Genomic DNA, 25,239 nt, shown 5'->3' with positions numbered 1-25,239 from the left:
CCACGAATTTCGTGGGTTCCTTGCAATCTATACATTTCGCATTCAAAATCATCTCGCTTTACCACCTTTTAATTTTCTTTGTTTTTTATAACAAGCTTCCCGTTTTCAACCTTGTATGGTTCTCCACCATAATCTTCGATTAATTTTCCGAGAAGATCATTAATGACCCATATCTGAGATACCATGCCGGCAATAAAACCAATACATTTAGCTGCTTTTACCTGAGATTCTCTCAACTTCTTGATAAGATCGTCCGTTTTAATAACATCACAACCTCTTCTTTTGAGTTCGGCAATTAATTCATCAGTGGAAGCCATTTCTCTAACAGCAACTTCATCCGGAGACAAATAAACGATTTTTCTATCTTCGTAAATATATTTTCCTTCACATTCTCCGGAAATGTTAATATCTATCAAAATATCTGTTATTCCAATTTCATGCAAAAAATCAATCAACTTATTCAGTTTATTTTCTAAATCACCCATACAGCGATCACAATCCAAATCAAAATAAGCTCTTCCATTTTCATAACGAATATCTTCTAAATTACATGTATCCATGCAAATATCTGACATACTTACAGCATTTGCTAATGTGGCATAATTTTTTTCCGGAACAGAAATCGTTCCATTATTATAAATTATCATATTATATATCCTCCATTTATCTTTATTTTGATATCTCTAATATGACAGAAAATAGATTTTAAAAAACCTGACTATTAAATAGCCAGGTTTTTATACTTTATCAAATTTTCTTGATTTTACCATTTCCATCTAGCCAACATATTCTTCGTACATCACCAGATATTTTACCGGTAATTTTCTTTCCTGTTTCTTCACTTCAGCATCAATTTCTTTCTGAATCGTTTCAACATTTTTTCTGTGTGCATCGATTCGTTTAATTGTCGATTCAGACCGCATATCTGCGTTACAAATCGGGCATCTGTAATCAGGAATATACTCCTTATTAATTTTGGAATTACATTTAGCACAACTGATAATAGCTGACTTGTAATTCTTGATATAAGAAGCCTTCGTCATTTCATTTACTTTTACAAGTTCCGTTGCCTGTCTATTTTTCAATTCTTCCATTCTCTTTGTATTTTTTGCTTCAATGGTATTTCTGAAAGCTACCGCTACATTAGTTTTTCGTCCCCATTTATTCCTGTTCTTTTCCAAATAATTTTCTGCCGCAGTATAACTCGAAAAAATTACTCCAGGGGCAAAATCTATAATCGGAAAAATAGAATTCCAAAGATTGGGAAATTCACCGCAATTTCCCTCATCGAGAACACGGGATCTGATCATGGCCTTTGCATAAGAAAGACTCTTTTCAGAAATGTCATCAATAACAATACCTCCACCAATCCAACTCATATTATTTTCCTCCTATTTTCTTGATATATTTATAATGACAGAAAAATATATATAATTTTTGTTTATTCTTCTGAATACATAAATTCATCATAAAAATTATTGGGATCTAAATATGATTCTAGGCTATGTAGTGAACAAATTATATCATTACTATTTTCTATAAAAGGAGAATATACAAAATCTCTATAAGTGGTTCCTTTAGAAGCATTTTCATACTTTATTAATATACTATTTCCTTCAATTTCGAGAGGAATGCCGTTTATAATTATTTTATTATACTCTCCTGTTATAGCAGTTGGAAATAACTCGATATCCGCGTTTATCACTACTGGAGATTTGCTACAAATAATATGATTTATCATTAATTCTGGATTATTAATACATGCAATATTTTCAAGAAACCATAGATAAAAAACTTTTATGCTTGCAAAAGCGATGTTTTTATTTTCTTTTATCCTAGCATCCATCCAATGATTTAAAGATAGGCAAATTTCACGCTGCTCTTTAATATCTATTACAGATAGCTGCACAGAATATGTATCATTGGGTGTTCCAATCCATTGAATCTTTAACGAATCAAATTTCGAAGATATGGTATTTGAAAATGTATTGCAGATAATTCCATATTCGATCCATTGATCATTTGAATCATCTAATAATGTAGATCGTCCCCAGGAAGATTTATAGGTATTATACCATTTACCCGTATCAAATTTTCCTATATAATGTGCTTCTAAAAGTTCGGCATCCATACGGTTTTGAATATCCCGGTTTAGATATTCTACTTTCCAATATCCACCTTTGCACCAGAAATCATTTGCACTATGCTCCCGGATCCTATCATCTAAAGTTCGATTATTTGCCCATACGATTCCAACATATTTAATGATATTATCGCGTAAATCAATATATCTGTAAACGATTGCCATTCTAACCTCCAAATTTATAATTAATATGAAAGATTTATTTAGAGGCCAATTTTTTCTGCATAGAAAAAGCCCTCACGGGCTTCTTCTAATTTTATGCTGTCTCTTCTAAACGAAGCAAGTCTGAAGTATTCTGGACTAAATACTTTTCTGGGTTGGAATATATTTTATTATACTCCTTTTCTCCACCGTCAAACTCGTCTACAACGACTTTTTCTTCAGTTGTCATATCAGAATATCGATAACTCTCTGTATAATTCCGGATGAGTTTGTTTAATATTCTGAACTGCAACTATAATGGGTTCATCTCTATCCCCTTTAATTGCAATTTTGTTTTTGGCCTCAATTTTATGTGTTTTCACCTATAGATTCTCCACCTTTCTTCCTTGATGCAAATAATATGTCAGAAAAAGGATCCCTAAGGATCCTTTTTTCTATTTGTTATTTAGTTTCTTTTCCTGTTTTTGTTAAAATCTCTGATCAATTCCCGAAACAGGTCATTTTCCGCAACATTACAGTCATAATTCTCAATAAACTTTTCAGCAATCTGCTCAGCCTCTTCCTCCGAAATTTCAATTCCGAGATCGTCCGCATGGCTATACACATCATCCACGCGATAAAGCATCTGTTGCCGTCTATATGCTGCATACAGTATATCTTTCGGTAAATGATTTGCAATCTTTTTTGCCACTTTTTCCGGGTCATTATAGTAATCATTTGGATCGATACTGATTCCAAGATTGACAGCAAACCGGTTTGCAAGATCATCATAGTCTGTTCCATAAATAAGAGCGGCATCGGAATTGCTTTCTCTATCTGCATACGGAAGCATTTCCGGAGTAATGCCCTTATCATCAAGGAAATCTTCCACGCTATCAATTAGTGTCCCGAGAAGCTCCATGGCATCAGGATATAACAGCGGTAAAACAAAATTCTTATCTTCCGGCAGTTCAACTACCTGCCAATGACACATATCTTCGCTATCATTACAGTAGCAGCAATCTCTATCTCCTTCATAGGAACCATATTCTTCATCCGGGTTATCGCCATGCTCTGCATACTCTTTATGCATTTGTGCTACGGCTCTATCTACTCCACTTACTCCGTCTTTATCTTCATAAATAGACTGATTGATTTCTGTCCCATCGGACCAAATTAACATTGCTTTCATTTTTTAGTTTTCTCCGTTGTATTATTAATTTAACTATTTAAAAATATCTAAATATTAAGGGCACCCGGCAAATAAATGTCCAAAAAATTCCTGTGCATCTGGACACGAATTAAATGAAATAATAGTATTTTCTTCTGGAACATTAAATACCTTCCAAATATAAGGTTCTTGCCCATTTGCTTCAAAGTAACAGTAATCATTCCCTTTGTACACATAAGGATTAGGAATAATGTTCTTCTGATTATAGATATCAAATTCTTTATACATCGCTTCTACTGCTCTTTCATATCCGGATATTCCATCTTTATCATCAAATAAGCTGTATTTCATATTTGTTCTATCTGACCAAACTAATATAGCTTTCATCCTATTTTCCTCCATAGTTGCCTAACTGTACTTTTTTCAATTTTATTATTTCAAAATATTTTCCAACAGAATTGGATTTCCAATAGAAAAATCAGAATCATTCCAGAAAATCTGTGCTTTTATATCACGACCTTTGCGCATCTTTTCGTAATCTTCCTTCAATGAATTCTGGCCAATCAAATGTAGTGCTTCGTCAGTCGTCTTCGCCAATTCCTTCCATGCATCCGGCAGATGATATCCAGCTATATGATATCCGTCGGTAATCTGAAGTAACCCCGAATAACCGCCCTTTATACCTTTCTTCCATTCTTTTTCAGAATCCAAAAGAAATAATAAATCATACATAAGTTCTTCAATGTCGTAATCGATGGTGAATGAATTATTGCTACCATTAGGGTGCAACACTATAGCTTTATCAGAATTTGCAGCAATAATTGCCTTCCGTAGTTTTGCTTCGCTATATTCAGGTTCCATGGTAAGATGATCTTCGATACCACCATTTGCATCCTGGCTCCAGAAAGCAATCTTTTTCTTTCCAAGATATAAATCACCCTGATATACGTGACCTTCCGGGCCTACAAAACTTCTTACCTTTTTGATACTTAATCCGTTAATATTTGCCATAATTATTCTCCTTTTTTCTTTATTTATAAAAATAATATGTCAGAAAAAAGAAATAAAAAAAGAGGCCTAAGCCTCTTTAAGTATTTTCGGTTAAATTTCGTAATCGGTCCAGTTATCATAAAATTCATTTCCTCCTATTCCAGTTTTATTTGTTAAATGCTGATTTGGATATTTGTCTAAATATAGGTGAAGCCTCCCCGCCTAAACATTTCATGCTATAGGCGGTGCTTCCAAAGTATAAAACATACCCTTACGGATACATTTTATTTTGTCCTTTAGGGACTTGGAATACCTGACTTGGATACAGGCTGGACTCAGCACATGACAGCTTTACGCTGCCAGAGCCGCATTCAGTCTAATGAGCGAAGCCAGGGTGCAGGTGCTTCTCTTACCACAGTCCGGGACTTTTGCCAGGACGGGCAACTTTTCCTTTTCAGAAAAAGGTTTTAAGAGTTCTCTTATGAAATATCTCGCTCCTATGTTGTAGGATGCATTCAGATCACAGTTATAGATCTTGCCGGTTTGGAACTGGCAGACACTGTAGGATCCCAGATCTGCTTCTCGGCCACGTAGGACTCTTCCTGATCCGTCAAATGCCAGTTTTGAGGTATTATAGGCACATACCCGGCTGACTCGGATCCCAAGTCTGTGGGCCTGAAGCTCTGTCTGCTTCCAGATGACTGCCTTACGCCACATATGCAGGCGCTGCTTTCCGGAGCCACGTTTCTTTCCGGAAGTATCCAGATGCTCCATGACGATGACATCTACATTGTAGAGTACGGCCATGCTGATAATGAAATCCGCAGTCTTCCGGGAAAGGCTTGTATTGATGCCATGGATGGAAGCCCATTTCTTAGGCATGTACTGGCTGCCATGGCGCTGTGCCTTCTTGATCTTACCGAGTTTATGGTTCAGAGAGTCTTCTTCTACCGGGGCTTTATGGAAATGCCGCCCCAGGACAGTACCATCTGAATTCATAACGCAGCAGGTACAGGGGTTATGGATACCAAGGTCCACAGCAAGGATCCGCTGTCCGGAAACCGGTGTCTTATTGAGTATCCTGTCCTCTTCGTAAGAAAAACACAGTTCCCATACCTTATGGCAGTGCCGCAGCACCGGAGAGGATTCCTTCCGGGATCCGCAGTGTCGTAATAAATAATCCACATCACACTTACGCAGTCCGACATCCACATACTGCCAGTCGTTTCGGAAGAACAGTTTCAGTCTAGCAGTATAATTACCGGTCCGCAGAAACATGTTTCCTTTGTAGAAAGCCGGCATTTCCATGGTAATACGCGGCCTGCCGGGTGCTTTCTTTCTAACTGCAGGATCCAGCTTCTTCCAGTTGGCAAGACTGCTGTTGTAAGCACAGCATTTACCGAAGGCACAGCTGATGGCTGCCCTGCGCAGGTAACATGGGAACTTTGGAAATCTATTGTCAAAGTCATACTTCGGAACCGGATGTGCTGTAGTGGCATGAGATAACCTCTCGGCACACAGGACGGTTTCATTGGTGCTCATGCCTGCAAACGTGTTCCACTCCTCCAGAATGACATCCATATAGAAACGGACTGCATCTGTATAAAGCATTACTGTCTGCTTCAGGGATGAAATGTATTCTGTTTTCAGACGTACATTGTAGGAAGTAATGATCTTCATACAGCTTGCTCCTTTCTATATGTGATGTTATAATAATTATAACACAAAATAATTTAGTTGTATAGGAGATACTGTTATGAGCGATACTGAATATCAGAAGAATAGACACAGTTGTTATTACCTAAAATATCACTTGGTTGTAGCTATTAAATACAGGCATCCAGTACTGGGGATTGAGGAAATCAGAACCAGGCTTCTGGAGTTATCATACCGTCTGATCGAGGAGGACTGGGGCTGTCATATTGATAATATCAATACGGACTTGGATCATGTACATATCCTGTTTTCTGCAACACCACAGATACAGTTATCGAAGCTTGTCAATAACTACAAGACTGTCACCGCAAGACTGATCCGTAAGGAATTTCCAGAGGAACTAAAACCATTTTTCTGGAAACCATATTTCTGGTCCGATAGTTATTTCATAGGTACGGTAAGTGATGTTACGGATAAAATGATATCGAAGTATATTGATAACCAGGGTAAAAAATAAACGGTACCTGCAGGTGCCGTTTTAACCGGCTTACCCCGCCTAAGCTTCGCTATAGACGTGGAATGCGCCGGAAGATATTCAATTGCTTTTTCGCATCTTTTATGCAAAACCATCTATGAAAAAACGCTTGTATATATTTGTAATTAAAGTATAATAGAAATACAAGGAGGAATAAATGTTATGTATATTAATGGTGATGAACTAAAAGATGTTTTATTGGAAATTTATCAAGTATTAGACATTCCAACATATAAGAATTCTACAAATGAACTTTATGAGCAATTAAAGGATTTTGAAGGAAATGATGATGTAGTTTTGTTTTTTGAAAAAACGGACCATCGAAGCATCATTCTTTTCCAAGCAAGACAAGAAGAAAAAGATGCCTTATATATCGATCTGGAGATTCTTTTTCAGGATATTATTACTCATCAGGAAAAAAAGAAAGAAAAAGGACCTGAAGAAAATAATTTATCTAGACAAAATATTGATGATTATGAACAGGAATAAAAAAGAGAGCTTTTGCTCTCTTTTTTATTAAATGGTATGCTTCGTAGATAATTTAATTGCTTGATGTTTTAATTTGCCTTATTAAAACTGTATCCTTTCATTGCGGCATATTTATGAAGTTTTATAATCATGTCATTTTCCAGCTGTTCTCTCCAGTTTTCAGCATTCCAATCGACATTTACGGAATCATCGATATAGTCGTCAGATTCCCAGTCGTCATCACTATCCTCATGTTTAACACAGCAAAAATGGACGATTTCTTTCACTTCCTGATCACATCCGGATAAAAATATGCGAATAAGATCTTCGAAAGTATCTGTTGTCAATCCTCTTTTTATCTGTTTTTCAATATTGAAATTAACATTATCCGCAGTGGAAATATATTCTTTAAGGGCATGAACGGCTGATATCTCATCCTTTAATCTTATTGCTAATTTCACGCTATAGCAGGCTCCCATTTTTTATACTTCCGTATATTCCGTTAAAATTTTATTGCTTGCTTGTACACGATAGTATTTTCCGTCATATTTTAAAACTTCTTTTTCTTTAAAATTTCCTAAGTAGTTTTCACATGTATACAGTATGCTTTCTCCTGATTCGAGAACTTCTCTCTGCTCAGGAGTAATTCGTAACTGATTTGATGTGATATTTTTAATGTTTCTCATACAATTCCTCCTATTTTCTTTTAATACTATTAGTATGAAAGAAAAACCCTCCCGAAAGAACATTTCGGAAGGGTTTAAATAGCAAATTATCCATTTTATAAGACATAGTAATTTACATTTTTATTTACATATTATGAGGTTCTGCATATTCTACAAGATATTTTATTTTTTGAGGCATTGATGGAAATTGAAAGTAAAAAGCTACTGCAGCATTATATTTTCCTACCCATGATTTACGATGGGTTTGCAAATATTTTTCCGCTTCCTCATATGATGAAAACACATCATCGGTAATAAGAACAACCGGCATAATATCAACATCCACGCATGGATATTTTTCATCTAGAACCGCAGAACGAATTCGCATCTGTGCTTTATTAACATCCTTTTCTGAAAAGCTATCCATAATAAATTTTCCGTCTATGAAATACATATATATTCTCCTTCTTTTTCTGATATTTTCGAAATGTTTTTAATTTTATTCAGTTATAGCGTAGCAAAATGAAAATATGATTTATATTTTACCATAGAAGACCTTGCTGTTATTAGCTATTTACAGAAAAAGTTTCACACACTCGTTTTATCCATCTGAATATTATACCATATGATATATATTTTAACAAGATAATACCGCCTTACTCACAACTAAAGTCACGAGTGTGCGGCGGCAAATTATCATGATAGCTATGCAATTTTCCGCATAAAAAACTTCCCGGATTTCCAGTAAGTTTTTTAATTATGGAAAGTCTAGCTAATCTACGATTTTAATCTCTTTTCCACAGCAAGGACAATATTTTGTGGTAGCAATGTTCATGCTTTCATCTACATGTGGATTATTGATCTTTCCTGGATATAGCAGATTCTTCTTCCATTCGCACAGTTCCTCTCCTTTATATCGGCGAAGAATTATATCCTCGCCATTTAAGAAAATTTCCATCGATTCATTTTCACTCAAAGGCATATTTCCTTTTGTACCAAACAGTTTTGATCTGATTTCTTTAGGAATTACAATACGTCCCAGATCATCAAATCTTCTTACAACACCAGATATTAACATATTATTTTCCTCCTTATGTATTATTGATCATTTTTCTTAATTCTTCCAGATTATCCGGATCCGTATACATATTCGCCAGACGATAGATCGCATCTGCCAATTCATCAATTCGCAAACGAGTTGTAGAACTATCGTAATCGGCCCAGATTGTATCTCCGCCGTCATATTCGCATCCTGAGTAAACGGCATACCATTTCCTTCCGTCTGTTCCTTTTGCTTTTCGAATGTATGCAAATACAACTAAATTGTTGCCATCTAATTCGAACTCGTAAAGATCATATCCGATTTCATCCGAAGGATTGTTGAAATCAGTTACGGAATTCTTTACTTCTATGGCTTTTTCTTTTGCTTCCTTTCGTGTCATTGTTTCTCTCCTTCTATCCTATTTTGTATATTTAATATGTCAGATAATAGAGAGTAAAAGAAAACGGATCCGTAAGGGTCCGTTTTTACTTATGAAAGATGTTAATAATCAGTCTTGGTAAATTTCATTGGAAATTATGTGATATACAAAAGCGCACAAAAATGTAAGTATCACAAACCACCAATCAATAGGATCCCCGAGTGAAAGGTCAACCAACACAACCGATACCCCAATTAAAGAATAAAATAATTCCATAGTGTTCCTCCATATATTTCAATTCATGCACTCCACAAGGAGTGCAACTGCAAGATTTAGATATTATTTTAAAATCACCTCTATTTTTTTATTTCAGTGCAAGTCTCCCAGTACTTTCATGTATATTTCATATTCGCACCTGCATCTTATTCTTCGCTTGTCCAAAAGACATAGGTATCCTTACTAATTGTTTTTGCATGTAAAGTCTGTTCTTTTTTCTTTTCCGCAGTATGAGATTTCTGTATTTCTTCCTGCATAGAGGAATATCCATCTTTCTTATAAATATTCTCACATACATCTGCGTTGCAATCCATATCCATCAGAATTTCTGAAGCTGCTTTCTTTACTTCTGCTTTGGCGACACTATAAGCTAATGAGATAATCTTCTTATAATGCTTTTTCGCTTCTGTAGTCATCTCGTCCATGCCATAGTCCTTTATCTTTTTAAATTGCGCCTGAGCTTTCAGAATTTCCGGAATATAATAATTTTTAAGTTTCCTGGTATTATCCGCTTTTCCATTTTGATCTAAATAGTTGACCGCCCAAAGGATATACTCTACTTTGGAATCCGAAGATGCCATATTTTTTAACATTTTTTCGGTATTCGTAAAAACTTCTTTTGAAGTATCCGAAGAGGTTTTTTCTTTCTGTTCTGTTTTGGTTTCTGTTTTTAATTGTTTCTTTTCTTTGAACTTTCTAACAGATTCTTTTATATCGTATGTCACATCTTCAAAGAAACCTGATTCTACTATTAAGATAATCGGTTCTAATACGAAAATCACAAAAAGACACACAATTGCTACAATCACAAATCTTTCCTCTGTCTCTGAATCTTCTTCAGTAATAGTATCCTCTGTTTCATCGACCACTGTTTCTGCAGGCTCTTTTTCTATTGATTCTGATACCACTTCTTCACAAACCGTAACCGAATCATTTTGTGCTTTGTCTTCCGTATCTGCAATTATAGAGATAGGTATCATAATGATTGCTCCTACTGTGGCAAAGCACAAAATACTCATACATAAAGCGTCCTTATCCAGAAATAACGCAAAAAAAACGCCAATGAATACCAATATAATTAATATTATCCAAATAATTTCTATTATACTCATACCATTTACCCCCTCAGTGGAATCATATTAAGCAGAATCACACTTTCACAATGCTGTTTCTTTTTAATCTGTTCTTCAATAAAATAGACACCTTTTTCTGTGAAAGCATCCACATTTTGTAATGTTACAATTGCTCTTCCGGGCTGTTCATCTGCATTAAAGTAAACCAAATATTTCATATCTTTTCCTCCAATTGTCTAATTTGATATTAATATGACAGAATAACTGCTTAAAAAATAAAGGACCTCAAAAGAGATCCTTTGTTTTTAGTATAGCTGCCTAAATTTTTACAATAATTTTGCCAGTCCGGAAAGATATTTTTCTTTCAAGTGTTCGGTCAGCGTTTCTTTTTGACTTAGGTGATCTTTCATATCTGCAAGCTTAACCCAATACGCTATCTGGCCTCCAACACTCGTGCTGGCATACACATTGATTTGGTTACAATATTCGTCATACGACATACCAGAAGGTTTTGTTAATAATTCCAATGCCTCATCTATATCAGGGTATTCTTGTCTGACTACATTTGGAATTTCGTAATCAGTATCCTCTAAAAGATCATGCATATAAGCTACTGCCTGGCATTTTTCCTGCAAATCATTTGGAATTAATTCATTTTGCCTAACATAATCTGCAACCCTGACTGCATGATCGTAAGTACATCTTCTGTAATGGTTTCTGGCCATTCTGTTTGCATAGTCTATTATATTTTCATTTGCAGCGACACATGAATTATTCCATTTTTGTTCCGGAAAAACAGATTTTAAAGCTTCCACATAACTTCTAGCATTCTTTCTTGTAAACCAACACCTATCAATTATATCAATATAATTGGTATTTGCATTTGCGAACAGATTTTCTTTTGTAATAAAATATCCAAAACGATTTACAAAACCTATTTTTGCAATGTGGGTTATTTCTCGCTGATCTGTGTCGGAATGTTTGACCGGATAAATATAAAAATATTTCTGCTCCTGTACCCACATATTAAAATTCTTATCACTGAATCGTAATCCTGCAGGAATAATAATTCCTTTCGGCAATCCACCTTCTTTCTGTCCTTTGGTTGTTGTAATTAAAAAATCACATCCACCGCATCCAGAATCCTTATAATAATAACTCATATTTTAATACCTCTCATTCTTTTGTTTTATTCCGGAAGCCAATTTTCTTCCGATTTTTTCCACAGTTCTGGTGCAACTGTTTCTTTATAAAAAGCTGATTCAGATGCAACCGCCATGTCGATTAACCAGAAATCATCACCATTTTGCATAATATCAATGGACCATTGACCCGTGAGTTCCACTTCTGCTAACCAAGAACTTATATTATCCAAAACTGTCTGTTTATTTATCTCATATCGTCTATATAATTCCTGCTCATGCATAGAATAGATTACATAGTCGTGTCGATCATGTAAACTGTGGTCTTCAGCAAATCTTTTTTTCATAACTACGGAATCCCAATAAGGATGAATTCCAAGAATTTGCTTAGTGTCAAAATCCACAAACACACGGTACTCCGTATGCAACGGCATGCCTTTATAGATGGTTGGATTATTTTCTTTATCTGGAATAAAATCACGGACCACCCATTCATTTGTTGTTGAAACTCCATAAATGGGATGTGGTTTTGTCAATGGTGATGCCATCTGCAAAGCCTGCCAATGAATAAAAAGCAGATACTCTCCTAATTCCCGGACTTCTTTTGCACCATGGACATGAGCGTTCCGAAAATCATACTTTGAAGAATAGGTTCCAGTCTTAATGAAATATTCTTTATTTTCATTCAGTCCAAATACTTTCTGGCAATATCGATCAACAATATCCAATGTTGTTCTGTTAAAAGACATATAATCCTGCCTTGTTAATTGTAGCATTGTGAGTGGAATCTTAATGATTGTAGTGGATGGGATCTTAAAGAAGCCCTGTTCCGTAACTGGTCCAACAATTTTCGGCAGCCAATATCCCATTGAATTCCGATTACGTCCAATCATATCATACATAACGTCATCCACATCCAAGATATCCAATCCCTGCCGGAACATTCCATAAAATTCTCTCATTTGATTGATATTTCCAGATACTTTTGCTTTTTCATAATGTTCAAACATAAATAAGAGCGTTTTATAACTACTTTCTTTGATATCACGCTGCATCAGAAATCCAGTGAATTGAGGACGTATACTCTCAGGTACAGTCATAATATCATTTTTTGTTACTATAGGAGCTGTTTCCGGAAGGAGCGCAGTATTCAATGATCCGCTTACACTTCGACCATCGTATTTCCACACTGATGTTTGAGAAATAAGTTCCTCTACGATTTTATCAATAATATTCTGACTGCAGTTTCTTGCTTCGATTCCCTCTTTTTCTTCTGCTACTTGTTTAGCATTTATAGTAAAAAGATTATCAGAATCCGTTTCAGACAGGATACATTCCTGATATTTTTCATCAAATTTCCGGAGTAATTCCGGATCTGTCTTTAGAATCTGCGCAGCTTCATCTAAAGAGATGGATTCTTTACTTTTTCGCATAAGAAAATCTAAAAGAGCCATATGCTTCCTCCTTCTATCATTAATTTATCTTAATATGACAGAAAAGAAAAAAGAAAAGTCCCTCTCACGGGACTTTTCTTTTTATGCTTCCATATTTTTAGAAACTCTGTGATATTTACATTTTTCGCATTTCTTTAGCAGTTTATCTCTATAGTTTTCGTCATAGCCTCTGAATATTCCAAGACATGTATTATAATATTTTTCTTTTTCTAAATTAGCCTCCTTTTTATTCATGTAGCTACGATCTTTATCAAAACTATATTTTTCAAAATAGCATAACGGTATCTGTTCCTTCCAAAAAGCATTCTGCTGTACACCCGCTATTGCCTGGCGCCTTAACATTTCATTACCACTTAAAATTATATGAAAATGGAATGAAAGATCATCATATGGATCAGATAAAGCCCAATCCAATGGATCGAGGTTATCAAGAATGCTATTTCCGCAACAACGTTTATTCTTGTGATAATGTTGCAGCTCTATCGGGATACTTTTAATATCGACTCCACACAGAGTTGCAAGTTCCTCGGCTGTTTTAACGTTAAAGGAAATGATGACGGCTGGATTTTTCCCTGTAAAGAAACAACGATATTTGCTCTTATAATCGTCATTGTATTCCTTACCTAAAGTAATATCTCTGTATGATATATTTTTGGCTGCATATTCAAAAGAATCGATTTTTCCATCAAACTTTTTGGTTAAAATGAGATTAACAATATACCCAGCCGAATTTCTAATCATAGATAGCATTTCAGATATAACTCGGTTTTTATTTTTATCGAAATCAGAATTCAACATACCGCCTATGGATACGGCCATGTTATATCTTGCTAACCATTGCTGATCATAAATGAGTTCTTTTTCTGTCCGCATCGAACTTAAATCAAGTGTTTCATACTGACGGAAGCAAGTTGATTTATTATCGGTAAGCATAGGTAACGTCTTATCTCTTTGTTTAATAAGATTAAAAACATTTGTGTCTACTTTATTAACATATCTATCAATGAGATAATCATACAGGTGTTCCGATTTTCTACCGTATTCCATTTCAATATTCTTTGGATTTTCAACAGGTTTCACTACAATATATGGAATAGTTGTTCTTAATGCAATCTCATTCTTTTCATTTTCTTCCAGCCTGTCATAAATAATATTTGCTTCACAGAAAGAAAGATCCTCTAATTCAATATGTTCCTTATAAAACCGATCTTTAATCAAAGAAAACATATAGATAGCCCAGAATGCTTCATCCTGATTTAAAGAAGCAAACGTTCCGATTTTTGTTCTTACGCAGTCGTTATTTACAGCAGGAGCCATATTGTCATCATTTTTGGATACACCATATCTTCCGCTGCCCCATAAATCACTAACATCGATACCGGAGATAGAATTATAAGGGAAATAATTACCTTCTATTCTTTCACTCATATCTCTCCCCGGACACCTGGACATTTTAGCCTGTAGTGGATGTTTATAAATAGGACGGTCAGACAATATATACAGATTTTCTCCATTTCTGATTATAAAAGCAAAAAAACTCTGTTCAAGATTCTTATCATCACAAATGTAGCACATCGAAATACCTGAGATGTCTCCTTTTGCAGCAAAACGGATAACATCGCCAATACTCTTGTACATATAGATATCAAGAGATCCTTTAAACTCATCATCAGCAAATGAGCCCTTTGTTATTTGATCCAACTTCAATTTTCCGTTCATGCAGTTTTTAGCAGATGACACAACACTCATAACATCTTCCGATGTTAATTTATCTGACGAAAGATTATAAAAATCCATGGCTGTTTTCATATTATTGAGCACTATCTCTTCTGCATTACTATTATTTACAGAATCATATAATGTTCTGACATCCTTTAAATACTCTTGGAGATCAGGATTTTCTATTAATTCCATGAAGGAAACATTCTTTCCGTTCATGAATTTCTTAAGATATATTTTCAGATAAGTATCTGCAAATAATCCTGTTTCATCGTATTTTAATGAATTCATAATCCGCTCATTCATCTTTTGAATGTCATAATTAGATAAACGTCCGTCCATATAGATTGTGTATTTTCTGTTATCTTCACTTGGATTTACACCAGTGATTTTTACCCAGAGATCCAATTTCTCTTTTAACGTCATATTTTTCTCCTTCTTTCTTTATTGATATATTTAATATGTCAGATTTTAGAGATATAAAAAAGAAGCCCTATCGGACTTCTTTGCAGCGCCGTGACGGGGAGTCGAACCCCGAAACCGGATTTTACTCCGAGATGGCGGATTAGCAATCCGCTGCTGTACCATTTGAGCCACCACGGCAAAAAATATAGAAACGGCCCATTGCGGATTCGAACCGCAGTCCCCGGGGTCAAGGCCAAGTGCATTGACCGCTATGCTAATGAGCTAAAAACGCCAGTGACAGGACTCGAACCTGTACGTCGGCATAAATGCCGGCTTGCCTGTGTTCGAAGCAGGTGCTGTACCACTTGAGCCACACTGGCGGACTCCCGTGCCCCGCAGATTGGCAGGCTTATCACGAATATCGCAGCAGTTAGTCAATGTCAACCACAATACCGTTTAGCACGGGCTTTTTGCATATACACTGAATAAAAACAGGTGACTAATCTGCTTCACACAGCTTAAATGCAAAGACATCGGTGGGATTCGAACCCACGGTAAAACCTGTTTTGCAGACAGGTGTCTTAAGCCACTCGACCACGATGCCATAATACGGACGACGGGACTCGAACCCGCAAAGTACGATTTAGAAGACCGTTGTTTTGTCCAATTAGACTACGCCCGTATAAAATATCCCCAGGCAGATTTGAACTGCCGTTCCCTGCGTGAGAGGCAGATATCCTTGACCGCTAGACTATGGGGACTTAGCGCTGTGACAGGGATTCGAACCCTGAAAGCGGGAATTTCACCCGACATGCCGGATTTCAAGGCCGGTGCTGTACCAGTTGAGCCATCACAGCAAAAGCGGAACGAGAGGGACTTGAACCCTCAAAGCGTGGATTGACACGACATGTCCGGTTTCCAACCGGGTCCTGTACCAATTGAGGCACCGCTCCATTTGGGGCTTTTGAACCCCCTGTTATTTTGATATTTTATCAGCGATTCCAGATGCTACGTAGCTGTCTGGTTTTACATATACTTCGCAATTTGAAATACTTCCTTTTACCCATCCGACAAGTTCAGGTATCAAATCTTTGGTTTTCCCTTTTTCAGAATATCCTGCGTCAATATGGATAGAAAAAGTAGTATTTAGAAAGACTTCTTCGTACTCTTCTGCTTCTAACAAATGAATCAGCTTATCTGCTATTTCCAAAGAGTCTCCGGTTTCCATCTGCAATTTTGTCCTTATATCCAGAATACGGTCTCTATTATTGATTTTATAGAAGAATATGCCTCCATGTCCCTCGCAGATAACAGCAATGACATTTACTTCTTTTGTATAGTTGAAATTTTGAGAGTCTGTACCAATCGTAATTCGTATATTTGTATCATATTGTTTCATTTTATTGTAATATTCACGGATATATTGAGGGATTTCTTCCAAAATTAAATGTCCGTATGTTGGAGATATCCAATTATTATTTGTCATTACGACCATCCCTTCTGTCTATTAAATATTGACTTATAACAGGCACAGTAGGATTCGAACCCACATCTTCGAGATTTGGAATCTCGTATTCTAAACCATTAAACTATATGCCCATATAAAAATATAAAAAATGCACTTTTTATTCTTATTATTAATATGAATGATTTTAATAAATTTTCATGCAGAAATTTTATATACAAAAAACAGCATCCTTCGATAATGTTTTTATCAGAAGATGCTGTTACTAAAATAACTAATGCCAAATATTGTTATGCAAAAAAATTGCATCAACAAATAAAGCAGTACATCTTCTTATTATGTCTACTCTCTGACCATGAACTATTGGATTGTCTTTTACATATGTTTGTGTTACGCATATTGGTTATCCTTTCTTACAATTTTCATAAATTGTTGTTGAATATATTGAAAAAAGTACGCCAAATCGGATTCGAACCGATACTGACAGGGGCTTAAACCCTGTGCCTCTGCCGATTGGGCTACTGGCGCATAATGGGCATGACAGGCCATGATCCTGCAACCTTCGGCTTAAGAGGCCGCTACTCTGCCACTTGAGTTACATACCTGCGGATACACATACAGTGTCAGTGCATCCGACGAGACTCGAACTCGCATGGAAAATAACTTCCGCCAGATTAAAAGTCTGGTGCCATACCAATTAGGCGACGGATGCATACGTTATAATTTAGATAATCGCTTGTATAACTGTTTTCGTTTCATGATCATTTCTCCTTTATTATATCATTCTGATTCATCGCAAATAGCATAATGCCAATGATAGCCAAAATACTCTCTGTTTGATTTACATGCGTGTCGAATACCAACACGTGTAGCATCAACATTTTTATCAGGATACACATCTCGAGCTGCATATGCAGGTGAATCATAAGATTTTTGTGTCTCTTTGCAAATAACAGTATGCTTTTTAGGCATTGCAATACCATATTCTTGCAACCAATATCGTACTGTTTCAACAGTTATACCATATTCGGTTGCAATAGACCTTAATGTCTTATGTTTTATATCGGTTGATAAAGTTTCATAAGATAACAAATGCGTTCTTGATTTTACATCAATATGATACGATTTGCACCACCGACGAATTGTAGTATGCGTAACTCCGTATTTTGATGCCACTGCAGAATATGTCATCGAAGATATATCTTCAAACAATTCATCCTTCGAAGGATATGATACTTTGCGAAAAGATCGAATACTATTCACATAACACGTATGGCATAATGATCCAGCTTTTGTTGTTTTCTCGCCGCATATTGGACAAATTTTCTTTATACCGTCATCAATGGCATAGTATACGCCTTCTGAATCACAATCTATATCACACCCATTATGATATTTAGTGTGATCAGCTGTTGTTCTAAACACCATTAAATTATCAATATCATTGTTCATTTTATTTCTATCCTTATGATGAACAACTTCTTCTTTCTTCAACTTACGACCAAGCATCTTTTCAGCTTGATCTCTATGAACTAAATGTATTTCACCATTAAGACAATAAGCCAAATACTTGCCGTTAAGAAATGTACGACAGCCATTATACATTTGCATAGCATACCTCTGACATATTCATAAATTATATATAATTGTGAATGCTGATAACAGGACTCGAACCTGTAACCCCATGCTTGTAAGGCATGTGCTCTCCCAGTTGAGCTATATCAGCATAGTTGTGGTGAACAGAATTGAACTGATATTAACCGCTCATCAGACGGTCTTTTTACCATTGAAATACACCACAATATTTTTATAAAGCCTGTGACAAGATTTGAACTTGCAAACCTCTACTTACGAGATAGACGCTCTGCCAATTGGAGCTACACAGGCGTTTAATGTCCTCATGGCGACTCGAACGCCAATCTTTCGGTTCGTAGCCGAAAACTCTATCCATTAAGCTATGGGGACATAGCAGGCAGTAACCGAATCGAACGGGTGTCTAACGGTTCAGAACCGCACGGTTTACCTCTAGCCTAACCGCCTATAAGCCGCAGAAGGGACTCGAACCCTTAATCCCCTGATTACAAAGCAGGTGCATTGCCATTGTGCTACAGCGGCATATTTAGTTTCAGGGAGACCAGTGGGACTCGAACCCACGTAGGAATTGCTTCCGTAGAGCCACAATCTGCTGCCTAACCAACTCGGCCACAGCCTCCATAGCTGGAATGGTGGGACTTGAACCCACAACCTACCGGTTAACAGCCGGTTGCTCTACCATTGAGCTACAAACCAAAATTTTAAAACAAATGCACCAGAAGGGATTCGAACCCATAGAAAACCGGGTTTGAGCCGGTCCCGTCTGCCAGTTGCGGCACTGATGCATACAGTCGGAATGACAGGTCTCGAACCTGCAGCCTCATGATCCCAAATCACGTGCGCTACCAATTGCGCCACATCCCGATAAAGTGCCCATGAGAAGATTCGAACTTCCAATTGATCTATCTGCTGAGGATAGCGTGTCTGCCAGTTGCACCACATGGGCATTTATAATATCCTGAGTGGGAGTCGAACCCACAAACACTTCACCACGTCCTTAGCGTGGCCGCTTTGCCAGTTTGCGTACCAGGACATAATTCTCTTAAATCATACAGACTATCTCGCACACAAATACAGCAAAGAACAAAAGCCCGATACCGATAACAACATATCCGCCAATTGGTTTGCATTTGAACAAAACAAACTCTGAAGGTTTTTTCGGATTCACATAAATCTCATAGATCTGACCCTCTTTATAAGGTTCACTTACTATCTGAGAAGCTCCGCAAAAATATTGCTGGTTATCAAAATCATAAGCGAACTGCGGTTCATAGGTCATCACGCCCTTTGACGCTATCATTTCATTTCCAACGCATTTTGCATCAATGCAGACAGAACTTCGTTTCTGCGCATGAATCTGAATAAATCCAAGAAGCACCGGTAATGCGACCATAACAAGCAAATATAAAACAGCTGATAAAACCTCAAATACAATGTTAGAAATATTAAGCATAATCTGTCACCTCTCTTATCCTCATATATCAGCATTTTTTAATCATTTTGAGTCGGCAGGGTGAGATTCGGACTCACAATGTTTACCACGTGGGTCAGTGTTTTACAGACACTTTGCTTCAGCCTTTTGCATACCTACCGTTAATAATATTCAGTTCCCATATAATAATAGTCTGGCATATTTTTCATCTCCTTTTCTTTTTTGATATAGAGCATGTGACGGGATTTGAACCCGCGTGATGTCCTGCTTGGAAGGCAGGTGTCCAAAACCACTGGACCACACATGCATATGATAAACGACCGCAACGGGACTTGAACCCGTGTTATTCTTCCGTGACAGGGAAGTGCCATAACCAGCTAGGCGATGCAGCCATAATGCCCCGTTTCGGTTACGATCCGATCCTCCGGTTTTTCAGACCGGTGCTTCTACCAAGTTAGCTTACGGGGCTGGATAAAATCACTGTCGGTTTTATCCATGCTAAATCGTTTCTTCATATTGTTTTCTCCTATAATAGATTTTTAAACTCTGAGTTCTTGATTCAGAATTTAAAGAGCAAGCAACGGGATTCGAACCCGCAGTCTCTGGTTCGGCAAACCAGTGTATTAGCCTGTTATACAATGCCTGCATCTGGGACTTCCGGAGTGCCTGGTTCCATAAGCCCCTTATTTTTTTCAATTGTGTTGCAGATGATTCTGCAGTGACCGATAGGGGACTTGAACCCGCTGTTACGAGGTTGAAAGCCTCGTGACCTGAACCATCTAGTCGAATCGGCCATATAGTGGAGCTGGCGGGATTCGAACCCGCGACCTCTTGATTGCAAAACAAATACTCTCCCATCTGAGCTACAGCCCCATATTATTTTAGGATGCCGTGTTCCAGTCTAAACGTTTAAATTGCTTCACATATCCTCTGGAACAGGAATCTTCGTTGATTTTCATGTGACGAACCTTTCTATGGTATTCTTTACGCCGTCTCTTCATGTCAAATTTACACTCACGATCATACCAGCTGCGTTTATAAACACTCTGTCTATTCTTCGTCATCATATATCATACCTCTTTTAATGAATGGGTGCGTTAAATACTTCTATATTTATTATGACAGATTATAAGTTTTATAGAAATTTCTGCACAAAAATTTTTTCATTCATAAAAAAGACCACCAAATTAAGATAATTTCCTAATCCAGTGGTCATGATTTCATATTTCCAATCTATGCGCGGTTCTTATTATAGTTCTCGGGTGCCTGTTCCGATACCTACTGCCCGCTTAAAAAGGCTATGAAAAGAACCACTGAATGTTTTATGCAATTGTGTAAATCTAGTTAAATTTCTCGCAAAAAGACTATATTTCGGCATATTATCGACAATTCGATTCCATCCGTAATGATAATTAGAGCACATTGAACTAAGCCCTGTTTCCAGTGCTGATGTCTGTAAAAACTGAGGTTCATGTTTCATAATCATCGTAGTCATGGTCTTTTCTATCCTTTCTAAAAATTCATTGTATGAAGTAGTTTCTATCCTTCATAATTATTATGTCAGATTTTTTTGAAAAACAAAATACGGAGCGCTTACAATAAATCTTAGAATAATCTAAGACTTACGGCAGGCACTCCGTTTATCTGTAATTAGAATATCACTTCTGCTTATATTTGTCAATAGGTTTTATTAAAATTTGTTTTAGATTAATCCATGCTCTTCGCAGAAGGTTCTCATATGATTAGCCGTCTCATATATGAAAAACATCTTAGTAATACACTATCTATATCTTATAATGAAATTGTTACTCGGTGACATAGAAAAGAAAATTGCCTGTTCTCCTATGCTATGTTTTCTTCTACGATGATTTGGAATTAATATTGTCAACAAGATCCTTTAATTCTTCATTCTCATTTATCCTTGATAATAAACAAAGACATTTACAGCTTTCTTGTGGATCGTTTTGCTCACACCATACACAATCTGTGTAATGATCTACAGTAGTGTTAAATACGGAACAATATGCGTTTTCACATCCAAAAATAGGACAACATTTATCTGGCGTTGGTAATGTGTCTTCCAAACACTGTTCTTTTGATGGATTCCTATCAGAAAATTTACAGGCACAATTACATTGTTTTTTTGAAATATCAACGCCTGATTCTTCACATTCTTTCATCACTTCCTTAAGAGCATCAACATTGATGTCTTCAATAACAAGTTTTCTCTTTTCCCGATATTCTCTTTCATTGCTTTTATCATATAATCTATAACTCACATAAGATATGATATATGAAGCCAGAAAACACACAATTCCTAACAAAATACCAGGTAAATTGAATTCTATGATATTAACCGAACGTCCTATAGCTACAAGCAAAAGAACTGCGATTAATAACACGAAATATAAAGTGTTATCATATGCACATATTGGACCCATATGGATTGTAAAACATTCTTTTATTAGATATAGAACAATAAAAGTAATTAACAAGCATAAAATAAAATTATGATCCATTTCAATTACCTCCTTTTAGCTCCCGGAAATGTCCCGTTAACTCATCAGCCAACGCTTGTCCCTTTTCACCAAACAACATCTGCATCTGGAACGGAAGTCCAATCTTTTCATCGGATGCTGTAGCAACTGCTTTTCTGATTTCATCGATCCGCTTACTATAGCCATATCCAGTCTTCTTTTCCGCTGCTTTTACCAGATCTTCAAGTAACCCTGGGACCGTTTCTTCTGTCTTTTCTGATTCATCAATACTTTCATTTTTAACTGGCTCAATGATAGAATCTGTTCCATTATTATCATTAAGATTCAATGTTTTATTTGACTCTTCTGCTACCGATTCATTTTTTCGAAGATTTCGCACTCTCGGTTTTGTAGTCTTTTTATCTGATCCTTTTGCGGCAGCTGCCATGGATAAAAGTTCCATATCTTGTTCTTTTGCAAAATCAGATAACTCTTTTGAAACAGATGCAATCGTACATACGCGGGTTTCTTCTTTTGCCTTCAACATTCCGAGAACAAATAATAATGTATCTCTCTTTTCAGAAAGGGCTGTGGAAAGACGTAGCTTATCATCCGGAATAGGAAGCTGGCGGAGCTTATTATAATCGCTGATGCGTAACTCTGTTCCCAGGACCATAAACTGATCGTATGTAGACGGGAGCTTTTTATTTTCCTTCAACAGATCTGTAAATTTCTGGATTTCGTCACTCCAGATAAGTAATGTAGACATATTTTAATCCTCCTATGTTTTCTGTTTTTATTAATATGACAGATAATAATCATATATGGAAATTTCTGCATACAAAAAGGAACCAATTATGGTTCCTCTTTAATTTCTCGTATCTGATCTTTTTTAATTTTTACTTGCAATCCATTGGGTGTAACTACATAACATTTTTCATAATTAGACTTGCATGGATCGGAAAGTAAAATGCATGGCATCCATCGCTTATTCGCAAAAAATTCATGCTGAATTTGATTATCTCGCCATGTAATAAATTCATCCGGCGGCATTGTTTTCTTATTATTTCTAAATTCACGAAGAGATATCATTTCTTTTACCTCCTATAGTTATAGATCTATCGTTGCAATCTTTATTACATCTAATTATTTTATTTATCTCCTTTCGAAATCGTCATTTCTTAATGCCAAATTTCTTTAGTTCCATCTTTATACAATAATCTGTGTATTCGGATACTGTCATCTGTTTTCCATTTACAATATAATATACATAACCTGCGCCAGACTGTTTCTTTCCATATCCAAGAGAACCAAGTCTACTATATACATCATGTATAATAACCTTTCGTAAATTATTTTCTGTTATCATCAAATCACCTCATCTAATCTACCTTGCAGATCATTTTTAACCTCTGTTAATGTTGTAGCTCTCATTATGTACTTTGCTATATCTTCTGCAATAGAACACTCAGATGCTTTATCTTCACATCTCTTTATCTCTGTGTCAAGTTCACCGATATATTCTCTTATTTTCTCTTCAACATCCTGTTTAAGATTTACAAAATTGCCATCATAACAGCCAAATTGACCATTACAGATCGTCTTATATACTTCATCCTTACCGGCTTCCCATATCTGACGACTACCTTTAAATATCAACATTGGATAAATTACTTCCTGATTATATCCATTGATATCAAATAACCAAATGTCTTCTGGATTGTTTGCTTTATAGATTATAGACGGTTCAAGGCCAAGTGTTATTTTCTGTCCATTAATGTCAATTAAACACTGTAAACCAAAACGTAACTCAATTCTTGTCTTACCAACATCCTGATCATCACACCAATAATCGTTATATTCTGCTTCTTAATGTCAATTATAATTAACAAATATAATATTTTTGTTTAATTTAATTTACATTCCCAAATATTCTCCTGATTTAATCCTTTCTTCTCTCCGTTTTTTCATCCTTTCAATTTCTGCTTTTTCATATTCCTTAAACTGATTATAAGACATGCCAGTTACTAATAAGTATGCATCATCAATAGTCATAGATGATGTAAGCGTTTTTTCATTAAATTCACAACAGTACTCATTACCATCTTTTGATAACTCATACAGTTCTCTCATTGTATCATCAATATCACAATTATACAATTTTACACTTTTCATATAAAAGCCTCCTTATCTTATAATTTGTACATTACTTTTATCATTCAGCGAGAATATCCAGGTTGCATTTTAATAGTTCCCTTTTTAGTTGTATGATTCTTTTTACAGTCCTCATTGCAGAAAACTAAAGCCCTTCCTCGGTATAAATCAAAAATACCTAGCATTCCGGCTTTATCAGCAAGATCAACCAACTGAAATCCAAAATCTATATCTCCATTAATTGCAACTTCTTTCTCCGCTCCACAATGAAAACACTTAAGTGTAATAATATGATCTTCCATAAATTCTCTCCAATATAAAAAACTAAAGTTAAATTTACTTACCAAATGCTACTTTTATCTTGAGGTTTGTCAGTTTTAATTTCTAGTTTTCTGGTTTCACAACATTTTTCTACGCTTGCTTTGATATTCTCTTTAACGCATAAACAACTGTTCTCATTATCGCATGTCGTAAAAATATCATTAAGTATAACATGAATACCCTCGATTGAATTAATATTTATTTTGTTTCCAAATTCATCTGTATATATAATTTTCTTGGACATATTTTTCTCCTTAATTCGATAGTAAACTTAGATTTCCTCACAAATAAAATCTCTACAGCTCCCAATTTCAATTGCATACATAATTGAGCAACCGTAAGATTTTACTTCATTGATAACATCAATCATATCCTTTTCTGTTTCCATCCAAGCGACAGATATTCCATCTTCCTCGCTTTCATATACTAACAAAAACGGTTTCTCTGGCTTTACAAACAGTTCTTCGTTATTTAGTGGCTTAATCATGTTTTTACTCCTTCATTTACACTATATTTATATTAATATTCTTCTGACCAT

At 35.9% G+C, this 25,239-nt stretch carries 33 protein-coding genes and 28 tRNA genes; 2 read left to right on the top strand and 59 right to left on the bottom strand.

Translation table 11 applies throughout. The features are described 5' to 3' along the window. Positions 1-68: 68 nt before the first annotated feature. The 8 genes from DWZ61_RS05075 to DWZ61_RS20105 all read right to left on the bottom strand — a co-directional run bounded on the left by DWZ61_RS05075 (position 69) and on the right by DWZ61_RS20105 (position 6,125). Complete coding sequence (locus DWZ61_RS05075) at positions 69-647, bottom strand: hypothetical protein (RefSeq protein WP_118537651.1); 579 nt, start codon at positions 645-647, stop codon at positions 69-71. A 129-nt stretch (positions 648-776) separates the two neighbouring features. Next, entirely contained in the window at positions 777-1,379 is a 603-nt protein-coding gene (locus tag DWZ61_RS05070; RefSeq protein WP_118537650.1) for a hypothetical protein, read from the bottom strand. 62 nt (positions 1,380-1,441) lie between these two features. Beyond that, on the bottom strand, positions 1,442-2,308 hold the full coding sequence (locus DWZ61_RS05065; protein WP_118537649.1) for a hypothetical protein: 867 nt from the start codon (positions 2,306-2,308) through the stop codon (positions 1,442-1,444). 91 nt (positions 2,309-2,399) lie between these two features. Continuing rightward, positions 2,400-2,534, bottom strand: coding sequence for a hypothetical protein (locus tag DWZ61_RS20360; protein WP_279220474.1), 135 nt, complete (start codon positions 2,532-2,534; stop codon positions 2,400-2,402). A 216-nt stretch (positions 2,535-2,750) separates the two neighbouring features. Continuing rightward, entirely contained in the window at positions 2,751-3,476 is a 726-nt protein-coding gene (locus tag DWZ61_RS05060; protein WP_118537648.1) for a hypothetical protein, read from the bottom strand. 54 nt (positions 3,477-3,530) lie between these two features. Then, complete coding sequence (locus DWZ61_RS05055) at positions 3,531-3,842, bottom strand: hypothetical protein (protein WP_147354679.1); 312 nt, start codon at positions 3,840-3,842, stop codon at positions 3,531-3,533. A gap of 45 nt (positions 3,843-3,887) precedes the next feature. Continuing rightward, positions 3,888-4,466, bottom strand: a complete 579-nt coding sequence (locus DWZ61_RS05050; protein WP_118537646.1) for a hypothetical protein — start codon at positions 4,464-4,466, stop codon at positions 3,888-3,890. A gap of 330 nt (positions 4,467-4,796) precedes the next feature. Beyond that, positions 4,797-6,125, bottom strand: a complete 1,329-nt coding sequence (locus DWZ61_RS20105) for a transposase (protein WP_118537645.1) — start codon at positions 6,123-6,125, stop codon at positions 4,797-4,799. Between the two features lie 76 nt (positions 6,126-6,201). On the opposite strand from DWZ61_RS20105, the gene tnpA reads away from it, so the two are divergent. Next, entirely contained in the window at positions 6,202-6,618 is a 417-nt protein-coding gene (gene tnpA, locus DWZ61_RS05040) for an IS200/IS605 family transposase (protein ID WP_118537644.1), read from the top strand. Between the two features lie 180 nt (positions 6,619-6,798). Further along, a complete protein-coding gene (locus DWZ61_RS05035) occupies positions 6,799-7,125 on the top strand; it encodes a hypothetical protein (RefSeq protein WP_118537643.1) in 327 nt (108 codons plus the stop codon). Positions 7,126-7,193: 68 nt separating this feature from the next. On the opposite strand, the gene DWZ61_RS05030 is transcribed toward DWZ61_RS05035, so the two are convergent. From DWZ61_RS05030 to DWZ61_RS04795, 51 genes are all read right to left on the bottom strand, one after another. Continuing rightward, positions 7,194-7,565, bottom strand: coding sequence for a hypothetical protein (locus DWZ61_RS05030; RefSeq protein ID WP_147354678.1), 372 nt, complete (start codon positions 7,563-7,565; stop codon positions 7,194-7,196). A 21-nt stretch (positions 7,566-7,586) separates the two neighbouring features. Next, positions 7,587-7,790, bottom strand: a complete 204-nt coding sequence (locus DWZ61_RS05025; protein WP_118537641.1) for a hypothetical protein — start codon at positions 7,788-7,790, stop codon at positions 7,587-7,589. A gap of 124 nt (positions 7,791-7,914) precedes the next feature. Next, on the bottom strand, positions 7,915-8,223 hold the full coding sequence (locus DWZ61_RS05020) for a hypothetical protein (protein ID WP_118537640.1): 309 nt from the start codon (positions 8,221-8,223) through the stop codon (positions 7,915-7,917). 318 nt (positions 8,224-8,541) lie between these two features. Continuing rightward, the gene (locus tag DWZ61_RS05015; RefSeq protein WP_118537639.1) at positions 8,542-8,847 is read right to left on the bottom strand and encodes an AbrB/MazE/SpoVT family DNA-binding domain-containing protein; all 306 of its coding nucleotides are present in this window, start codon (positions 8,845-8,847) and stop codon (positions 8,542-8,544) included. A 13-nt stretch (positions 8,848-8,860) separates the two neighbouring features. After that, positions 8,861-9,211, bottom strand: a complete 351-nt coding sequence (locus DWZ61_RS05010) for a hypothetical protein (RefSeq protein WP_118537638.1) — start codon at positions 9,209-9,211, stop codon at positions 8,861-8,863. Positions 9,212-9,612: 401 nt separating this feature from the next. Next, positions 9,613-10,578 carry a hypothetical protein gene (locus DWZ61_RS05005; protein WP_147354677.1) on the bottom strand — a complete coding sequence of 322 codons (966 nt, stop codon included), beginning with the start codon at positions 10,576-10,578 and terminating at the stop codon, positions 9,613-9,615. Positions 10,579-10,583: 5 nt separating this feature from the next. Further along, positions 10,584-10,757, bottom strand: a complete 174-nt coding sequence (locus DWZ61_RS19640) for a hypothetical protein (protein WP_182426999.1) — start codon at positions 10,755-10,757, stop codon at positions 10,584-10,586. Between the two features lie 108 nt (positions 10,758-10,865). Then, the gene (locus DWZ61_RS05000; RefSeq protein ID WP_118537636.1) at positions 10,866-11,702 is read right to left on the bottom strand and encodes an HD domain-containing protein; all 837 of its coding nucleotides are present in this window, start codon (positions 11,700-11,702) and stop codon (positions 10,866-10,868) included. Positions 11,703-11,728: 26 nt separating this feature from the next. Next, entirely contained in the window at positions 11,729-13,135 is a 1,407-nt protein-coding gene (locus DWZ61_RS04995) for a hypothetical protein (protein WP_118537635.1), read from the bottom strand. A gap of 81 nt (positions 13,136-13,216) precedes the next feature. Beyond that, the gene (locus DWZ61_RS04990; RefSeq protein WP_118537634.1) at positions 13,217-15,280 is read right to left on the bottom strand and encodes a hypothetical protein; all 2,064 of its coding nucleotides are present in this window, start codon (positions 15,278-15,280) and stop codon (positions 13,217-13,219) included. 86 nt (positions 15,281-15,366) lie between these two features. Beyond that, positions 15,367-15,457, bottom strand: a tRNA-Ser gene (locus DWZ61_RS04985). Between the two features lie 14 nt (positions 15,458-15,471). Beyond that, positions 15,472-15,542 (bottom strand) — tRNA-Gln (locus DWZ61_RS04980). 6 nt (positions 15,543-15,548) lie between these two features. Beyond that, positions 15,549-15,639 (bottom strand) — tRNA-Ser (locus DWZ61_RS04975). A gap of 148 nt (positions 15,640-15,787) precedes the next feature. Then, positions 15,788-15,863, bottom strand: a tRNA-Cys gene (locus DWZ61_RS04970). A gap of 4 nt (positions 15,864-15,867) precedes the next feature. Continuing rightward, positions 15,868-15,941, bottom strand: a tRNA-Arg gene (locus DWZ61_RS04965). A 6-nt stretch (positions 15,942-15,947) separates the two neighbouring features. After that, a tRNA-Glu gene (locus tag DWZ61_RS04960) sits at positions 15,948-16,020 on the bottom strand. Positions 16,021-16,024: 4 nt separating this feature from the next. Continuing rightward, positions 16,025-16,116: transfer RNA gene (locus DWZ61_RS04955), tRNA-Ser, on the bottom strand. Between the two features lie 5 nt (positions 16,117-16,121). Continuing rightward, a tRNA-Ser gene (locus tag DWZ61_RS04950) sits at positions 16,122-16,212 on the bottom strand. 23 nt (positions 16,213-16,235) lie between these two features. After that, a complete protein-coding gene (locus DWZ61_RS04945; protein ID WP_182426997.1) occupies positions 16,236-16,745 on the bottom strand; it encodes a ribonuclease H-like YkuK family protein in 510 nt (169 codons plus the stop codon). A gap of 39 nt (positions 16,746-16,784) precedes the next feature. Continuing rightward, positions 16,785-16,858 (bottom strand) — tRNA-Trp (locus tag DWZ61_RS04940). A gap of 320 nt (positions 16,859-17,178) precedes the next feature. Further along, positions 17,179-17,252, bottom strand: a tRNA-Leu gene (locus DWZ61_RS04935). A gap of 4 nt (positions 17,253-17,256) precedes the next feature. Next, a tRNA-Lys gene (locus DWZ61_RS04930) sits at positions 17,257-17,328 on the bottom strand. A 23-nt stretch (positions 17,329-17,351) separates the two neighbouring features. Beyond that, positions 17,352-17,436 (bottom strand) — tRNA-Lys (locus tag DWZ61_RS04925). Positions 17,437-17,504: 68 nt separating this feature from the next. Then, entirely contained in the window at positions 17,505-18,335 is an 831-nt protein-coding gene (locus DWZ61_RS19635; protein ID WP_182426995.1) for an HNH endonuclease, read from the bottom strand. 42 nt (positions 18,336-18,377) lie between these two features. After that, positions 18,378-18,450: transfer RNA gene (locus tag DWZ61_RS04915), tRNA-Val, on the bottom strand. A 4-nt stretch (positions 18,451-18,454) separates the two neighbouring features. Continuing rightward, a tRNA-Ile gene (locus tag DWZ61_RS04910) sits at positions 18,455-18,525 on the bottom strand. A 12-nt stretch (positions 18,526-18,537) separates the two neighbouring features. Next, a tRNA-Thr gene (locus tag DWZ61_RS04905) sits at positions 18,538-18,611 on the bottom strand. A gap of 82 nt (positions 18,612-18,693) precedes the next feature. Next, a tRNA-Gln gene (locus DWZ61_RS19630) sits at positions 18,694-18,764 on the bottom strand. 3 nt (positions 18,765-18,767) lie between these two features. Then, positions 18,768-18,839 (bottom strand) — tRNA-Thr (locus DWZ61_RS04900). A 14-nt stretch (positions 18,840-18,853) separates the two neighbouring features. Beyond that, positions 18,854-18,936: transfer RNA gene (locus DWZ61_RS04895), tRNA-His, on the bottom strand. A gap of 5 nt (positions 18,937-18,941) precedes the next feature. Then, positions 18,942-19,013, bottom strand: a tRNA-Asn gene (locus DWZ61_RS04890). Between the two features lie 15 nt (positions 19,014-19,028). Continuing rightward, a tRNA-Leu gene (locus DWZ61_RS04885) sits at positions 19,029-19,102 on the bottom strand. A gap of 6 nt (positions 19,103-19,108) precedes the next feature. Then, a tRNA-Pro gene (locus tag DWZ61_RS04880) sits at positions 19,109-19,181 on the bottom strand. Positions 19,182-19,187: 6 nt separating this feature from the next. Beyond that, a tRNA-Leu gene (locus tag DWZ61_RS04875) sits at positions 19,188-19,263 on the bottom strand. An 8-nt stretch (positions 19,264-19,271) separates the two neighbouring features. Continuing rightward, positions 19,272-19,350 (bottom strand) — tRNA-Leu (locus DWZ61_RS19625). Between the two features lie 9 nt (positions 19,351-19,359). After that, entirely contained in the window at positions 19,360-19,770 is a 411-nt protein-coding gene (locus DWZ61_RS04870) for a DUF3592 domain-containing protein (protein ID WP_118537632.1), read from the bottom strand. 210 nt (positions 19,771-19,980) lie between these two features. Continuing rightward, positions 19,981-20,056: transfer RNA gene (locus tag DWZ61_RS04865), tRNA-Gly, on the bottom strand. Between the two features lie 10 nt (positions 20,057-20,066). Then, positions 20,067-20,141: transfer RNA gene (locus DWZ61_RS04860), tRNA-Asp, on the bottom strand. A gap of 180 nt (positions 20,142-20,321) precedes the next feature. Then, positions 20,322-20,395, bottom strand: a tRNA-Gly gene (locus DWZ61_RS04855). Positions 20,396-20,468: 73 nt separating this feature from the next. Next, positions 20,469-20,543: transfer RNA gene (locus DWZ61_RS04850), tRNA-Glu, on the bottom strand. 6 nt (positions 20,544-20,549) lie between these two features. Next, positions 20,550-20,622: transfer RNA gene (locus DWZ61_RS04845), tRNA-Ala, on the bottom strand. 8 nt (positions 20,623-20,630) lie between these two features. Beyond that, a complete protein-coding gene (locus DWZ61_RS04840) occupies positions 20,631-20,816 on the bottom strand; it encodes a hypothetical protein (protein WP_118537631.1) in 186 nt (61 codons plus the stop codon). A gap of 792 nt (positions 20,817-21,608) precedes the next feature. Continuing rightward, on the bottom strand, positions 21,609-22,268 hold the full coding sequence (locus DWZ61_RS04835; protein ID WP_118537630.1) for a hypothetical protein: 660 nt from the start codon (positions 22,266-22,268) through the stop codon (positions 21,609-21,611). Between the two features lies 1 nt (position 22,269). Then, entirely contained in the window at positions 22,270-22,995 is a 726-nt protein-coding gene (locus tag DWZ61_RS04830; protein WP_118537629.1) for a hypothetical protein, read from the bottom strand. 86 nt (positions 22,996-23,081) lie between these two features. After that, positions 23,082-23,318, bottom strand: a complete 237-nt coding sequence (locus DWZ61_RS04825; protein WP_118537628.1) for a hypothetical protein — start codon at positions 23,316-23,318, stop codon at positions 23,082-23,084. Between the two features lie 82 nt (positions 23,319-23,400). Continuing rightward, the gene (locus DWZ61_RS04820) at positions 23,401-23,595 is read right to left on the bottom strand and encodes a hypothetical protein (RefSeq protein WP_118537627.1); all 195 of its coding nucleotides are present in this window, start codon (positions 23,593-23,595) and stop codon (positions 23,401-23,403) included. Further along, complete coding sequence (locus tag DWZ61_RS04815) at positions 23,595-23,888, bottom strand: hypothetical protein (RefSeq protein ID WP_118537626.1); 294 nt, start codon at positions 23,886-23,888, stop codon at positions 23,595-23,597. Before DWZ61_RS04815 ends, DWZ61_RS04820 begins: the two co-directional genes overlap by 1 nt. 255 nt (positions 23,889-24,143) lie before the next feature. Next, the gene (locus DWZ61_RS04810) at positions 24,144-24,401 is read right to left on the bottom strand and encodes a hypothetical protein (protein ID WP_118537625.1); all 258 of its coding nucleotides are present in this window, start codon (positions 24,399-24,401) and stop codon (positions 24,144-24,146) included. Between the two features lie 44 nt (positions 24,402-24,445). After that, positions 24,446-24,682, bottom strand: a complete 237-nt coding sequence (locus DWZ61_RS04805; RefSeq protein ID WP_118537624.1) for a hypothetical protein — start codon at positions 24,680-24,682, stop codon at positions 24,446-24,448. 38 nt (positions 24,683-24,720) lie between these two features. Continuing rightward, positions 24,721-24,945: a hypothetical protein gene (locus DWZ61_RS04800; RefSeq protein WP_118537623.1), complete on the bottom strand. Its 225-nt coding sequence runs from the start codon at positions 24,943-24,945 to the stop codon at positions 24,721-24,723. Positions 24,946-24,972: 27 nt separating this feature from the next. Further along, positions 24,973-25,188: a hypothetical protein gene (locus tag DWZ61_RS04795; RefSeq protein ID WP_118537622.1), complete on the bottom strand. Its 216-nt coding sequence runs from the start codon at positions 25,186-25,188 to the stop codon at positions 24,973-24,975. Positions 25,189-25,239: the final 51 nt, after the last annotated feature.

This window comes from Clostridium sp. AF34-10BH, assembly GCF_003478095.1.
Classification (GTDB): domain Bacteria; phylum Bacillota; class Clostridia; order Lachnospirales; family Lachnospiraceae; genus Acetatifactor; species Acetatifactor acetigignens.
This window is presented reverse-complemented; position numbering and strand designations above follow the sequence as displayed.